The sequence below is a fragment of the Acinetobacter sp. FDAARGOS_515 genome (assembly GCF_003938865.1).
GTDB lineage: Bacteria > Pseudomonadota > Gammaproteobacteria > Pseudomonadales > Moraxellaceae > Acinetobacter > Acinetobacter ursingii.
This window is the reverse complement of record NZ_RKIX01000003.1, coordinates 1,243,551-1,258,188: the sequence shown is the minus strand read 5'-3', so window position 1 is coordinate 1,258,188 and position 14,638 is coordinate 1,243,551. Positions and strand designations below refer to the sequence as shown.

The window sequence follows — 14,638 nt, the reverse complement described above, 5'->3', positions numbered from 1 at the left end:
TTCTATTGCTATGTTAAAGAGCAGATCAGAAATATATATTTGAAAAATGTATTTTTGTTTTAGTATATATTTCAAATAATTACATGATGTTTCAAAGTCAGCCTAAGTGATCATGCTGTTTCAGCGTTTCAATAATTTTACAATCATCAATATTGCTATTCGACTGGCAACGTGCACGTAACTGTTCAAGCTGTATTTTGAATTTTTCAAATTGTTGAATTTTATGGTTAATATGCCCAAGATGTTGTTCAATGGCTTGATCCACGACTTTACATTGCTGCTGAGGATCTTTGCGTAATTCATTAAGGTCTTCAATCTCATGTAAAGACATGCCCAATTCACGACAATGCCGAATAAAAATCAGTTGATCCAATGCCTCGTCATCATAATAACGATAATTGTTTTCTGCTCGTTTTGCGGGCTGAAGTAAACCGCGTTTTTCATAAAAACGAATGGTATCGACCGCAACCTGAGACTTTTTTGCCAATTCACCAATCAAATATTTCATCATAAGACTTGACCCTAGAGCGACTCCAGACTTTCTAATCAGCTTATCCAAAGTCGAGGAAATTGCAAATGGCATGCTGTAACTGTGATCACGAAGATATCCCTAAAGTTAAAAGCAATAAGTTTAAAATCGCATTATGGATTGCCCTGATTTTAAATTTGGGCATGTTTCTGATTGAAATATTTGGGGGTATGCAGGCCGGTTCGACTTCTCTTTGGGCAGATGCACTGGATTTTTTCGGAGATTCGATTAATTACCTGATTTCATTGCTGGCGCTAGGGTTAAGTCTGTATTGGCGCGCGACGGTTGCGTTATTTAAAGGCCTCACCATGAGCGTATTTGCGCTGATTATTTTAGGAAAAGTGCTCTGGTCATATCTGCATGGTGTTCCACCTGAAGCAATCACCATGGGCATTATTGGCGTGATGGCATTGGTCGCCAATATCATCAGTGCAGTGGTGTTATTTGCGTTCCGTGAGGGTGATGCCAACATGCAATCGGTCTGGTTATGTAGCCGTAATGATGCCATTGGGAATATTGCGGTGATGATTGCGGCATTGGGTGTATTTGGAACACAAAGCGTTTTGCCTGATTTGATTGTGGCCTTATTGATGGCAGGCCTAGGATTGAGTGCAGGCTGGAGCATTATCAAAAAGTCACAGCGAGAACGCCGTGAGCAACAGCAAAATCAGTTATCGCACTCGCATTAAACCTCTTTTAACTTTTAACCAATTTGTTAGCGAATCCAGCGGACGATATAATCTTCAATATCGTCCTCTGATACATCGACTTCAGACAGACACCGACCCGCGGCCGATTTACGAGCCTTAATGACACTTTGGCGCGAACCTGTATTTAAATAATGCCATGATGGTAAATTTTTACCTTCATTTAAACGTCGATAAGCACAACTTGAAGGCAGCCAACCTATGCTTTGTAATTTTTCAGGAGTTAGTTGAATACAATCTGGAACGAACTGATGCCGATTGGCATAGTCTGAACACCGTGCCGTTTGGCAATCCAGCAACTTACACGCTACTTTGGTGTAGGCGATTTCTTCGGTGTCTTCATCCTCAAGTTTAATCAGGCAGCATAATCCGCATCCATCACACAAAGCTTCCCACTCTGTTTGATTGAGTTGTTCTAGCGAATAATGTTTCCAGAAAAATGGACGGATTTCAGTGTTCATAAATCAGGTCACTTAACAGCGAATACACATTATAACACTGTTTCTAATGTTCATCCTTTATGTGGTTTATGTAACTCAATTAATTGAATATTAAAGACAATATACAGATTGCACACATAAACAACACATAGCTTTTGCAGCTAAGGTTCTATATTTAAGGAACGATAAATATAAGGAGATTAGAACTATGTTTCGTTGGGCGATTATCTTTGCTGTGATTGCATTGATTGCAAGCTTATTAGGTTTCGGTGGAGTTGCAGGTTTGTCTAAAGACTTTGCAGTCATCCTCTTGGTGGTTGCAGTGATTTTGGCCATTATTGGCTTTATTTCACGAGGTCGGGCTTAACTATAAGCTCACCAATCACTTGGTTTTAAGCTCTATTTTAAAAAGAATCCGAGATTCTTCTGAAATAAATAACGAACCTCATTAGATGCTCATCTAATGGGGTTTTGTTTTGTCCGATCTGTGTCGCTAGCAGTTGATCGAATGAACATAGAATGTGCAACCCTACATAAATTCTCACATTTATAAATGAATTGATTACATTGAATATGCATATCACTGCATTTTTTATGATTTAATCATTTTTAATTTCAGTTTGATAACAGGATTTAGCACATGACATCGACCATCAAAACACGTGAAATTCACTACACCGCAAAAGACGGCTCAAATTTGATTGGTTATTTTGCCGCACCTGTAAGTGAAACACCTGTGGCGGGGGTCATTGTTGCACCAGAATGGTGGGGACGAACCGAATATACCTTACAACGCGCGCGTGAACTGGCAGAACATGGCTATGCCGCTTTGGCTATTGATATGTATGGTGATAAAAAAGTCACAGATCAAGCTTCACAGGCCAATGAGTGGATGACACAAACTTTTCAGGATGCAGACACCATTGTGACACGTGCATCAGCGGGTTTAGAAACTTTGGCTCAGCAAGCTGAAGTCAATCCAGAGCAACTCGCTGCTATTGGGTTTTGTTATGGCGGTAAAGTGGTACTGGATCTGGCGCGTTCGGGCGCAGATTTAAAAGCAGTAGCGTCATTTCATGGTACATTAAGTCCTAAGGCACCTGCTGAACAAGGTAAAATTCAAGCTGAGATTTTAGTGTTACATGGTGAACAAGACAGCATGGTGACCCTAGATGATGTCGCTAAATTTAAAGCTGAAATGGATCATGCCGATGTCAATTATGAAGTGATTATTTTAGAAAATGCCAAGCATGGTTTTAGTAATCCTTTAGCCGATGAGCGCGCCAAAGCTAACGGCGTTGATTTAGGTTACAATCCACAAGCCGAGCAGCAAAGCCTAAATGCAATGTATGGCTTACTTGAAAGAACCTTATAAAATTTGCAGCCTATAAAACGATGAAAATGAAAGAGAGGATGGAATCATGACTGAGAAACATTGCCCTTATTGTGAATTTGATGAATATGATGTGATTCATCAAAATGATTTTGGTGCGATTTTGCCCGAAGCTCATCCTCTTTCTAAAGGACATTCGGTCATTATTCCATTACGTCATGTCAGCTCTTTTTTTGACGTCACTGATAAGGAAAGAAAAAGCCTGATTTCCTTAATTGAATTGGCTCGAAATGAGCTTCATCTACGTCATCAACCTGATGGATTTCATATCGCCTTTAATGATGGTGAAGTTTTTGGTGAAAGTGCTGAACACCTTCATATCCATATTATTCCTCGCTATCAAGGTCAGGAGCTTAAATTGGATAAACGCTGGGGCATTGTTCAGGATTAATCCTGTATTTTATTAAAAAAATGATCTTCGGATCATTTTTTTATGCCTATAAAATAGGGTACATGACTTGCTCAGATTAATTTGGTTATACTGCGATACCTGTCTTTGCTGTCCGTGTTATGTCTGATTTTTCTTTTGCCGATGCCCTACTCAACTGGTTCGATCATCATGGTCGTCATGACCTGCCATGGCAAATAGCAGATGATCCTTACAAAGTTTGGGTGTCTGAAATTATGTTACAGCAAACACAAGTCAAAACTGTACTGCAATATTTTGAGCGTTTTATTACGCGCTTTCCTACGGTGGATGATTTAGGAACTGCTTCATGGGAGGATGTTGCCCCGTATTGGGCAGGACTAGGCTATTATGCACGTGCGCGTAATTTGCATAAAGCGGCAATCCAAGTCCATCAGAATGGGCACTTCCCACAAAATCTTGAACAATGGATGGCATTGCCCGGAATCGGTCGTTCGACCGCAGGTGCACTCATGTCATTGGGACTGCGTCAATACGGCGTGATTTTAGATGGTAATGTTAAACGCGTCTTATCGCGTTTTTTTGCCATAGAAGATGATCTCTCCAAGCCTATTCATGAACGTGCATTATGGCAAATAGCCGAGCAGCTTTGCCCAATAGAACGCAATCATGATTACACACAGGCGATTATGGATCTGGGTGCAACCATCTGTACGCCCAAAAAACCATTATGTCTATATTGCCCCATGCAGCAACACTGTAAAGCGTATCAGCAAGGTTTAGAAAATGAGCTGCCATTTAAAAAACCGAAAAAAGCAGTTCCTGTTAAAACTGCGGATGTTGTTCTGATTCAATCAAATGGACAATGGCTTTGGCAGCAGCGCGATTCACACGGTTTATGGGGTGGGTTATGGTGCTTACCCATTATTGAAGATAAAAAAATATTATTAGAGTGGCGCTCACAATTTGACCTAACCCCTATTTCCAGTCAAATGCAAATCTCGCATAGTTTCACGCATTTCACATGGTTGCTGAATATACAAATGTTCCACGTGGAACCAGAACAACAAGAACATCTGACGACGGAGTTAAATGGCTGTTGGTTAAGCCCTGAACAAGCAACAGCCAAAGGAATTCCGACCGCTATGAAAAAATTGATCTTGGCTATCGATTCATGACATAGTGCAGATCGTGATCATAACAATAATGGAGAGCTTGTGCCTCGCTATCTCCCCTATTTCATTCTTGGCTTTATTATCAGCTTGTTTGCTGCCTGTACCACGGTTCCGAAAAAATCGCAGCCTTTACCCGCCAATCGCGTTGCTCAATTACAAATGCAAAGACTGGATACACGCTTACCGATTCCAGTTAAAGGAATAAAGCGCAATGAATTGACCGATACATGGGGAGCAGCCCGTGGTCAGGGTCGCCGCCATGAAGGAATTGACATTATGGCTCCACGTGGAACAAAAGTGTACAGCTCCACTGATGGATTAGTGGCAGATTTGCGTGATAATAATTTGGGCGGCAAGGTCATCTGGATTTTAGGACCCTCAGGCTCATGGCATTATTATGCGCATCTGGATGGGCATAAACGTGGTCTTGCCGTCGGAGATTATGTCAAAAAAGGTGATCTGATTGGCTATGTCGGCAATACAGGCAATGCCCGATATACTGCCACCCATTTGCATTATGGACTTTATTTATCAGGGAAAGGACGCGGTGCAGTCAACCCTTACTCATATTTACGTTAGGAAAATACATGATGTCTGAAGCTTTAATCAATCGATTGGTTGAATTTGCCGAATCTGGTAATCAACAAAAAATCTGTTTGAATGAAAAATGCTATCAGGGCTGGATTATGGAAATTTCTGAAGATGCCCTACTCATGAGCACAGGCTATGCAGATAAATCTGGTCAAGATTTCTGGCTTAAATTTGAAGATTTAACACGGGCAGAACTTTATTATTGGGATACATCATCAGATCAGTGGATACTATTTACTTTATAACCATCATTTAAATCTTGGCTCAAAATGAGGAACAGCGCATGTCGGTGCAACGTTGTGGTTGGTGTTCAAGTGATCCGCTTTATATGGATTATCATGATCAAGAATGGGGAAAACCTGAGTATAAAGAAGCCCGACTGTTTGAAATGCTCTGTCTGGAAGGACAGCAAGCGGGGCTTTCATGGATCACCGTACTTAAAAAACGTGAAAGCTATCGACAGCATTTTTTTCAATACCCAATCGCAGACATCGCCCAACTTACAGATCAACAACTTGAACATAAACTCAGTGATACAGGTTTAATTCGCCATATCGGTAAACTCAAAGCAATTCGTGACAATGCGATTGCTTGGCAGAATCTCAAAGACCAAGGGCATGATATGTCACAATGGCTTTGGGAAACGGTACAGCAGCAGCCCATCATCAATGATGTCGCAGATTATCGTCAGGCACCCGCTCAAACCGAACACAGTTTGCAATTGTCAAAGCGTTTAAAGAAACACGGCTTTAAATTTGTAGGTCCCACCACCTGTTATGCATTTATGCAAGCCGTTGGCATGGTCAATGACCATGAAAATTATTGTTCTTTTCGATCCTAAAGTTATATACAAGGACATACAGCATGAGCAACAACGTCATTCACGCTTACGCAGCAATGCAAGCAGGCGAGCCACTGGTTCCCTATCAATTCGATGCAGGTGAATTACAACCACATCAAGTAGAAATCAAAGTTGAATATTGTGGTCTTTGTCATTCCGATATTTCAGTCATCAATAATGAATGGCAATCATCTCAATATCCTGTCATCGCAGGACATGAAGTCATTGGAACTATTACTCAACTGGGCAGTGAAGCCAAAGGCTTAAAAGTCGGGCAACGAGTTGGCTTGGGTTGGACGGCGGAAAGCTGTCAATCTTGTGATCAATGTATAAGTGGTCAGCAAGTGTTGTGTACTGGCGAACATACCGCGACTATTGTCGGCCATGCAGGCGGGTTTGCCGATAAAGTTCGTGCTGGTTGGCAATGGGTCATTCCTCTACCTGATGATCTAGATCCGACTAGCGCAGGACCATTGCTCTGTGGCGGCATCACCGTATTTGATCCGATTTTGAAACATCAGATTCAGGCTATTCACCATGTTGCTGTGATTGGAATCGGTGGCTTAGGTCATATGGCAATTAAACTGCTTAAAGCATGGGGCTGCGAAATTACCGCATTTACTTCTCATCCAGATAAGACGGATGAACTTAAAGCAATGGGTGCAGATCATGTGGTGAATAGCCGTGATGATGCCGCACTGAAAGCACAACGTGGTAAGTTTGATTTATTACTTAGTACCGTGAATGTGACACTGAACTGGAATGCCTATTTAAATACATTGGCGCCAAATGGCACGGTTCATTTTCTAGGTTTGGTGTTAGAACCCGTCGCGGTGCCTGTCGGCGCGTTAATTAGTGGAGCAAAGTCAGTTACAGGCTCACCAACCGGTTCTCCTGCTGCACTGCGCCAGTTATTAAAATTTGCTGCACGTAAAAATATTGCCCCGCAGATTGAGCTTTATCCTATGTCCAAACTCAATGATGCAATAGAACGTTTGCATTCAGGTCACGCGCGTTATCGTATCGTGTTAAAAGCAGATTTTTAAATCAGTTATTTTGCAGGCAAGTTCTGATACGACTTGCCTGAAGTTTTAATCAATATCAATCCACTGCCTGTTTCACCCACTCCGCCAGAAACAAAATCGCTTCTTGTAACTGCGGCGTCAGCGCATGTCCAGCATTCAGCCGTACAAAGTGCTGATAACGCTCATCCTCTCCAAATACCACGCCCGGTACAATATTAATCTGATGCTGTTGGGCTGCCAGATACAAAGCCAAACTATCAATCTTTTGAGGAAGTTCCAACCACAAGGCATAGCCCCCCTGTGGTTGACTTAGACCGATATTCAACGGTGCAAATGCCTTTAAAATATATCGACGATATTGTTCAACCTGTTGCATCAACTGAGGTTGTAAACGGCTTAAATGGTTACGATATTCCCGACTATAAATAAAGTCTGCCAAACCCAGTTGTAGCGGCGTATTGACACTGATATTGGCTGAATAGAATTCAGGATACATCGCTTTTAATTGCCCACCAATACAAAACCAACCCACACGATACGCTGTAGACAATGACTTTGACACCGAACCAACCCAGACCACATAGCCGTGTTGATCCCAATATTTAATCGGTAAGGGTCGCTGCCCCTGATAACTACACTCGGCATAAATATCGTCTTCTAAGATAATACAGTGATATTGTGCAGCCAATTGCGCAATTTTCTGTTTATCAACATCACTCAAAACGTATCCCAAAGGATTCTGAAAATTAGCCGTTAGCAGACATAATTTTGGCCGATGCTCTGCCATCGCCTGCTCTAAACGGACTAAATCAATCCCTGTTGCATCGGCAGGTGTTTCAATAATACGGCGCTTTAAGCCTGCGATCAGTTGTAATTGTCCATTAAAGGTGGGGGTGGGAATAAGAATACTGTCGCCTTGTAAACTGAGTTGCTGAATTAACAGGGCGAGTGCTGGCATACAACCATTAGTGATAAAAATATCTTGAGGGGCAATGTACATTCCATCTTCCCGCCAATGCGCGGCCAAAGCCTCACGCAAATGCAGATGCCCCTGTCGATTACAATATAAAAAGTCTTCAGGTTTACAGTGTTTAAGTGCTCGCTGAATAGAACGGCGTAAAGGCTCGATGGGAACCAGTTGAGGACTCAACTGTATCGCACCAAAGGGAGCTAAATGAGGCTGAATAGAAGCCTCCTGAATCTGATTTTGCAATAATAAATTAGTGACGGCACGAGGTCTGGATTCAAAACTCGGACTGGTCGGTAAGCGACTACTCAGCTTTGGCGCTTTAACGAAATAGCCAGATTTCGGCTTAACTTCAATTAATCCCTGTGCTTCCAGCAATTCATAACAACGTTGTGCGGTACTTATACTAACCTGATGCTGATCTGCAAAATCACGTAATGAACTCAATTTTTGCTGCGGCAAAAGCTGTTGCTGATAAATCTTGTTCGCGATCTGCTGTGCTAAACGCTGATAATGAAACTGCATATCTGTACTGCTTTTTTATCAAAATCTGTATCTGTCATGGTCTATACAATCCAATTATGCTCTAAAAAGCAACCACCATGAGATAAGTTCATGAAAAAATTATGCTTTATGCTGAGTATAGGTCTACTACTGAGCGCATGTCAGCCTTTAAGTGCTGAAAAACAGCAACAGGATTTTATTTGTCGCAGTATGATTCAAGGCTATCTGAAAATACAGCAGTATACTGAATACAAATTATGGTCGGTGGATATGCAGCGCCCAAAACTGTTTCGTTATATTTATCGACCAGTGACCGACAATGGCATGATGATCGGCGCACTAAAAAATCAGGCATTAAACTTTGACTGTATTCAGGACCAGATGACATTTCGTTTACGATTGAAACCCAAGCAAAGCTTAATGGAATTTCAGCTCCCTCAAGCAAAACTATGATGCCACAGCCGTTGAAAATTGCTGGCTCAACTCATCTGCCAAAAACTCAATAAATAAACGTACCCGTTTTGGCAGATGTTTTTGTTGATAATACACCGCATGAATATGCTGGTACTGTAATTCAATCTGATCTTCAAACAAAGCAACTAAACGCCCTGCCTCTAAATCCTGCCAGATTTCATATTCTGATAATCGCGCAATACCATGACCCGCCAAGGTCAGTTGTCTGACTGTTTCACCACTAGACGCCTTGATTTTCGGAGAAACTATCACATAGTCATCGCCTATTTTTAAGGGCCATGTATTTAAGTAAACGGGTTTGCTAAATCCCACCAATTGATGTTGTAAGAGTGATTGTGGTGTCTGGGGAATACCCGCCTGCTCCAAATAATCGGGGCTTGCCACAATATATAACCGTGATTTACATACCAATTTGGCATGTAGACTCGAATCATGTAATGCGCCAAAACGAATCGCAACATCGGTTTTATGCTGCAATAAATCGATGACCTGCTCATTGCTATTTAGCTCGATCTCAATTTTGGGATAGCGTTGCATAAATTTTTGCATCAGCGGAGCAAGCACATGTAAAACAAAGGGTGTTGCTGAATCAATCCGAATCAGACCAGAAGTATCACTGTCAGATTTCAGTAATGCATCTTCCGCTTCGGCCAATTCTGCCAAAATTGAACGCGCTTTATCTAAAAATAAACGACCTTCTTGTGTCAGTTTCAACTTACGAGTGGTTCGCTCAAGTAATGTGACCTGTAGTTTCTTTTCTAATCGATTGAGCGCACGACTCAAACCTGATGGGGTTTGCTGAAGCTGCTCTGCCGCTGCCACAATTGAGCCTGTATCAACAATACTTATAAATGCGATCAATTCTTCGATGGTAGATTTCATAGGCTGTTATTCGTGATTCCTAGTCAATAATATTTTGCTTACTCCAGTATTTTTTCGCAACAATGTTCAGCACAAAATACATGCCCAATCTTGATCAGTCTTGATGCAGATCATTTCTTCATTGATAAGGCGCTTAAGCATGCAGATTGCATATTTACCCCCCCTTATGACGACAATCTTAGGAAGATCCTCATGAACCGCAATTTACCCTTGTTGGCTTTAGCAATTGGTGCATTTGCGATCGGCACCACTGAATTCTCTCCGATGGGATTATTGCCCAATATTGCTCATGATTTGGGTGTCAGTATTCCTCGCGCTGGTCTTTTGATTACAGGTTATGCTATGGGGGTGATGCTTGGTGCGCCGATCATGACTTTATACTTTGGACACTTTTCACGACGTAAAGCACTCATTTTACTGATGTCATTATTTACACTGGGCAATTTACTCGCTGCAATTGCACCAAACTATTGGAGTCTAATGATTGCCCGACTCATCACCAGCCTTAATCATGGCGCTTTTTTTGGTATTGGTTCCGTAGTCGCAGCTAGTGTCGTGCCCGTACATAAACAGGCCAGTGCAGTAGCTGCCATGTTTATGGGGCTTACCCTTGCCAATATTGGTGGTGTACCTTTGGCGACATGGCTCGGTCAAAATATTGGCTGGCGACTGTCTTTTTTGGCAATCTCCACCCTCGGTTTAGTCACCATGTGGTCGTTATATCAAGCGTTGCCCAAGGCTGCTCCAGCCCAACGTCCAGATGTTAAAGCAGAGTTAAAGGTACTAATACAACCTTCCGTCCTCATGGCATTGTTGACGACTGTGCTCGGAGCTAGTGCCATGTTCACTTTATATACCTATATCGCCCCAGCACTCACTTATTTTAATCAGGCCTCACCGACTTTCATTACGCTAATGCTAGTGTTAATCGGGGTTGGTTTTTCGATTGGAAATCACTTGGGTGGTAAGTTGGCAGATCTTGCACTCAATAAAACCCTGATAGGATTTTTTAGTCTGCTCGTTATCGTCATGCTCTGTTTTCCCTGGTTGGCGCAGACACAACTGGGAGCAGCTTTCGGTCTGACGCTATGGGGAGTTGCAGCTTTTGGGCTAGTTCCACCCGTCCAAATGCGGGTCATGAAAATGGCTCATGCGGCACCTGGACTGGCTTCATCAATTAATGTGGGCGCAATTAATCTGGGCAATGCCATTGGCGCTGCGGTCGGTGGTTTAGTGCTCAGTTTAGATCTGGGTTATGTCGCTGTTTGTTTTGCTGGTGCAGGATTGGCAGGGCTCGGCTTAGTCTTGATTTTGCTACAGATACAACGCAATAAATCAACGATTCGAACCAAGCAGCAATGTTCAGCTTAATAGAGAAAGTGCCCCTTATGGGCACTTTACTTATTTTAAAATATCAGGCAATTTTGCCGAAAAGTTTGTGGGCTTTTGTAGTTCCATTTTCATTTTCATCAACATTTGATAAGGCTGTTGCTGCACAAACATATTCACGAAACTCAAGGGGATCGATCCACCTGGGTCAGCATAGCCACTGGTGCTGACCTTCACCCTATTGGCTCCAAGTTTTTGGAAAGTCCAGTCGCCTTCATATTTATTTAAACGAATTCGGTCTTTTTGCGCAGGATAATAACCCGTCATCGCATTGTTTTTAATACTAATGATACCTGCGCTGGTTTTGGACATTTTGCCTTTCACCACCAAATCCCGATCTTTTAATGGAAATGGAAAATCAAGCACCATATACAGTATGAACTCCCCCTTTTTGTCATCACGTGATAACACTTTGGTTTCACTGACATAAGGTACCCATTTCGATGCATATTCTACATTGAGAATCAGTCCAACAGCCTGCTCAATGGAAACATCAAATGTCGTTTCTGCTTTGTACTGAATGACAGGATTATTTGCAGTCTGATAGGTCCAGACCTTAATATTATTCTTGTCTAAGCTTAGTTTAGCTTCAGTTGCAGGTCCTGCATGCACTATGAGACTACTCAGGCTCAAAGTGCATGCCAACATCCATGATTTATTATTCATTTTATTCTCAAATCGATTTTATTTTTTAGCGGTGATGACGGTTGCAATTACACCTGAATGTCATTAAATCCCAGTACATCTTTCATATCGTATTTATGTGCTTCACGACCCACGACCCATGCCGCAGCACGTACTGCACCCGCTGCAAAATTCATACGACTGGTAGCTTTATGGGTAATTTCAACCCGTTCCCCTTCACCAATAAACATAGCTGTATGTTCACCGACAATATCTCCACCACGAATAGTTTGAAAACCAATGCTTTGACGTTCCCGTGGTCCTGTATGACCCTCACGACAGTAAACAGCATCCTGTTTCAGGTCACGCCCTAAAGTCTCTGCAATCGCCTCGCCCATCATTAATGCTGTACCCGATGGTGCATCGACTTTATGACGATGATGCGCTTCAATAATTTCAATATCAACGCTATCCCCAAAGACTTTAGCTGCAAGTTCCAGGAGTTTAATGGATACATTGACACCAACCGAATAATTAGCGGCATAGACCACAGGCGTTTGAGTAGCAGTATCATTCAATAATTGCTTTTGTGCATCAGAAAAGCCTGTGGTGCCAATCACCATCGCCACACCAGCTTCAGCACATAGCTTCAAATGCTGTTCAGTGGCTGATGGTGCGGTAAAGTCAATCACCACGTCACAGTCTGTTAATACATCTGCCAAACTGCCAGCGACCTTGACGCCTATATGACCCATCCCTGCCAGCTCACCTGCATCGCTGCCCACTAAACTACTTTCTGGACGTTCGACCGCCGCAGCCAACTGATAGCCTGCCTGTTGTACGGCTTGAATCAGGGTGCGCCCCATACGACCACCTGCGCCCAATACACCAATGCGTGGAGATGCTGACATAATCTGTTCCTAAATCATTAAAAGCGTTGACAATGCGATCTACTATATCAAACTCTTATCGCTCGCTAAAATTTAAGCATAAAAAAATCTGCCAAATGGGCAGATTTTTTTGCAATCGACTTGAATTAATCAAATAAACGATCGAAGAAGGATTTTTTCTTGGATGACGCACTATGTTCATCACCATCTAGTGTCGCTTGTAGTTCTTTCAGCAATTCACGTTGACGGCTGGTAAGATTCACTGGAGTTTCCACCACGATACGACAGAGTAGGTCCCCAACCATACTACTACGTACTGGACGCACACCTTTGCCACGTAAACGGAACAATTTACCTGTTTGAGTGCCTTCTGGAATTTTTAAGCTAACACGACCTTCAAGCGTTGGAATTTCAATCTCTTTACCCAAAGCAGCATCAGCAATACTAACAGGCACATCCATATAAAGATCTGCACCATCACGTTGGAACACGTCATGCTCACGCACTACCACTTCCACGTATAGATCACCCGCCTGACCATCACGTACAGCTTCACCTTTACCCGTTAAGCGAACGCGGTCGCCATTGTCTACCCCTGCTGGAATTGTCACTTCGAGAGTTTGCTGACGATCTTTTACCCCTGATCCATGACAGCTGTTACATGGATTTTTGATAATTTTACCTTGTCCACGACAAGTACTACAGGTTTGTTGAACTGAGAAAAAGCCCTGCTGCATACGCACTTGACCTGTACCATGACAAGTCTTACAGGTTTCAACATCGTTTGGATTTTTAGAACCTTTACCATCACAGACATCACACGGCGCTGGTGCAGTAAAAGTAATGGTTTTTTTGACACCACGAACGGCTTCTTCGAGTGTCAATTCCATCACGTAGCGTAGGTCGGAACCACGGCGTTGACGTTGTTGCTGACGACCACCGCCACCAAATGCACCACCAAAGATATCACCAAACTGACTGAAAATATCTTCTGCACTAAAACCACCAAAGCCGCCACTACCGCCGCCATAGCCACCTTCAAAGGCATTATGACCCATTCGATCATACATACTACGCTTTTCGCCATCAGACAGTACTTCATAAGCTTCTGAAGCTTCTTTAAACTTTTCTTCAGCTTCGGCGTTATCAGGGTTACGATCTGGATGATACTTCATCGCCAACTTACGATAGGCTTTTTTGATCTCATCATCACTCGCGGTTTTCGAAACGCCTAAAACCTCATAATAATCTCGTTTAGCCATATCTGGCGACGCTCCTCACGGAATTTAAAATATACTTAACCTGCGACTAAGTTGGGGGTTTTAGTCGGATTTACAAGGGGGGAAACTGAAAAAACTTAGAATTTTCTAAAAAACAGCTTTGTTTCTGGCATATTTTGCAAGGCCTTTAATCCAAGCGTTCAACAAATATAACCAAGCAATGGCTGAAAATACCACACCTGCAATCGCACATGCCGTTACCCAGAGTGCACTATTCCAAACGAAGAAAATCAAAGGGATAAACCATAAAGCCGCAAATACAGCCAGCATCAGAAACATCACCACGCTACGCATAATCCACAGCGCATGTGTATGAATCCAGACCTCAGCACCGTCAATCATGGCAATTTTACGTGCAAGGAAATAAGCAATCACGGCAAAAAGAATCGTAAACAACCCCAGAAACATGCACACATAAGATGCTGCAATGTAACGGCGATGCTGTACTAGATTGTTCTGCCCCATGTACTTTTAACCTCAACTCACAGTCTTCACCTTATCTTTTTATGCGGTGAAATTCTGCTGTCATTTTTTGTCTTAACAATAAGATGCTACTATAT

General features: G+C 42.5%; 19 protein-coding genes. 11 read left to right on the top strand and 8 right to left on the bottom strand.

The genetic code is table 11. The annotated features are described in order from the left end of the window. Positions 1–97: 97 nt before the first annotated feature. Positions 98–511 carry a Cd(II)/Pb(II)-responsive transcriptional regulator gene (locus tag EGS47_RS07365; RefSeq protein ID WP_004986095.1) on the bottom strand — a complete coding sequence of 138 codons (414 nt, stop codon included), beginning with the start codon at positions 509–511 and terminating at the stop codon, positions 98–100. 65 nt (positions 512–576) lie between these two features. On the opposite strand from EGS47_RS07365, the gene EGS47_RS07360 reads away from it, so the two are divergent. Next, the gene (locus EGS47_RS07360; RefSeq protein ID WP_125269467.1) at positions 577–1,218 is read left to right on the top strand and encodes a cation transporter; all 642 of its coding nucleotides are present in this window, start codon (positions 577–579) and stop codon (positions 1,216–1,218) included. 26 nt (positions 1,219–1,244) lie between these two features. Here the strand turns inward: EGS47_RS07360 and EGS47_RS07355 are convergent, their stop codons facing one another. Further along, positions 1,245–1,697 (bottom strand): YcgN family cysteine cluster protein, encoded by a 453-nt coding sequence (locus EGS47_RS07355; RefSeq protein ID WP_004986099.1) that lies wholly within the window; start codon positions 1,695–1,697, stop codon positions 1,245–1,247. A 187-nt stretch (positions 1,698–1,884) separates the two neighbouring features. Here EGS47_RS07355 and EGS47_RS07350 point away from each other — a divergent pair, with 187 nt between their 5' ends. The 8 genes from EGS47_RS07350 to ahr all read left to right on the top strand — a co-directional run bounded on the left by EGS47_RS07350 (position 1,885) and on the right by ahr (position 7,089). Further along, a complete protein-coding gene (locus EGS47_RS07350; protein WP_004986102.1) occupies positions 1,885–2,043 on the top strand; it encodes a DUF1328 domain-containing protein in 159 nt (52 codons plus the stop codon). Positions 2,044–2,316: 273 nt separating this feature from the next. Continuing rightward, the gene (locus EGS47_RS07345; RefSeq protein WP_004999542.1) at positions 2,317–3,051 is read left to right on the top strand and encodes a dienelactone hydrolase family protein; all 735 of its coding nucleotides are present in this window, start codon (positions 2,317–2,319) and stop codon (positions 3,049–3,051) included. A 46-nt stretch (positions 3,052–3,097) separates the two neighbouring features. Further along, complete coding sequence (locus EGS47_RS07340) at positions 3,098–3,460, top strand: HIT family protein (protein ID WP_004986107.1); 363 nt, start codon at positions 3,098–3,100, stop codon at positions 3,458–3,460. Between the two features lie 119 nt (positions 3,461–3,579). Beyond that, positions 3,580–4,614, top strand: a complete 1,035-nt coding sequence (gene mutY / locus EGS47_RS07335) for an A/G-specific adenine glycosylase (protein WP_004986108.1) — start codon at positions 3,580–3,582, stop codon at positions 4,612–4,614. Positions 4,615–4,653: 39 nt separating this feature from the next. Then, the gene (locus EGS47_RS07330) at positions 4,654–5,190 is read left to right on the top strand and encodes a M23 family metallopeptidase (RefSeq protein ID WP_004986111.1); all 537 of its coding nucleotides are present in this window, start codon (positions 4,654–4,656) and stop codon (positions 5,188–5,190) included. A gap of 11 nt (positions 5,191–5,201) precedes the next feature. Continuing rightward, positions 5,202–5,447 (top strand): hypothetical protein, encoded by a 246-nt coding sequence (locus tag EGS47_RS07325; protein ID WP_010589012.1) that lies wholly within the window; start codon positions 5,202–5,204, stop codon positions 5,445–5,447. Between the two features lie 38 nt (positions 5,448–5,485). After that, complete coding sequence (locus tag EGS47_RS07320; protein ID WP_004986114.1) at positions 5,486–6,043, top strand: DNA-3-methyladenine glycosylase I; 558 nt, start codon at positions 5,486–5,488, stop codon at positions 6,041–6,043. Between the two features lie 23 nt (positions 6,044–6,066). Then, complete coding sequence (gene ahr / locus EGS47_RS07315) at positions 6,067–7,089, top strand: NADPH-dependent aldehyde reductase Ahr (RefSeq protein WP_004986117.1); 1,023 nt, start codon at positions 6,067–6,069, stop codon at positions 7,087–7,089. Positions 7,090–7,144: 55 nt separating this feature from the next. Here the strand turns inward: ahr and EGS47_RS07310 are convergent, their stop codons facing one another. Next, on the bottom strand, positions 7,145–8,560 hold the full coding sequence (locus EGS47_RS07310) for a PLP-dependent aminotransferase family protein (protein WP_004986119.1): 1,416 nt from the start codon (positions 8,558–8,560) through the stop codon (positions 7,145–7,147). Positions 8,561–8,650: 90 nt separating this feature from the next. On the opposite strand from EGS47_RS07310, the gene EGS47_RS07305 reads away from it, so the two are divergent. After that, the gene (locus tag EGS47_RS07305) at positions 8,651–8,992 is read left to right on the top strand and encodes a hypothetical protein (protein ID WP_004986121.1); all 342 of its coding nucleotides are present in this window, start codon (positions 8,651–8,653) and stop codon (positions 8,990–8,992) included. Here the strand turns inward: EGS47_RS07305 and EGS47_RS07300 are convergent. Continuing rightward, positions 8,987–9,895 (bottom strand): LysR family transcriptional regulator, encoded by a 909-nt coding sequence (locus EGS47_RS07300; RefSeq protein WP_004986124.1) that lies wholly within the window; start codon positions 9,893–9,895, stop codon positions 8,987–8,989. The genes EGS47_RS07305 and EGS47_RS07300 overlap by 6 nt on opposite strands. A gap of 192 nt (positions 9,896–10,087) precedes the next feature. On the opposite strand from EGS47_RS07300, the gene EGS47_RS07295 reads away from it, so the two are divergent. Beyond that, positions 10,088–11,266: an MFS transporter gene (locus EGS47_RS07295; RefSeq protein ID WP_125269466.1), complete on the top strand. Its 1,179-nt coding sequence runs from the start codon at positions 10,088–10,090 to the stop codon at positions 11,264–11,266. Positions 11,267–11,296: 30 nt separating this feature from the next. Here EGS47_RS07295 and EGS47_RS07290 read toward each other — a convergent pair whose 3' ends face one another. The 4 genes from EGS47_RS07290 to EGS47_RS07275 form a co-directional block, all read right to left on the bottom strand. Continuing rightward, on the bottom strand, positions 11,297–11,950 hold the full coding sequence (locus tag EGS47_RS07290; RefSeq protein WP_004986129.1) for an START domain-containing protein: 654 nt from the start codon (positions 11,948–11,950) through the stop codon (positions 11,297–11,299). Positions 11,951–11,997: 47 nt separating this feature from the next. Then, on the bottom strand, positions 11,998–12,819 hold the full coding sequence (dapB, locus tag EGS47_RS07285; protein WP_004986131.1) for a 4-hydroxy-tetrahydrodipicolinate reductase: 822 nt from the start codon (positions 12,817–12,819) through the stop codon (positions 11,998–12,000). A 125-nt stretch (positions 12,820–12,944) separates the two neighbouring features. Then, entirely contained in the window at positions 12,945–14,060 is a 1,116-nt protein-coding gene (gene dnaJ, locus EGS47_RS07280) for a molecular chaperone DnaJ (RefSeq protein ID WP_125269465.1), read from the bottom strand. A 105-nt stretch (positions 14,061–14,165) separates the two neighbouring features. Then, positions 14,166–14,543 (bottom strand): hypothetical protein, encoded by a 378-nt coding sequence (locus EGS47_RS07275; RefSeq protein WP_004986136.1) that lies wholly within the window; start codon positions 14,541–14,543, stop codon positions 14,166–14,168. Positions 14,544–14,638 lie beyond the last annotated feature (95 nt).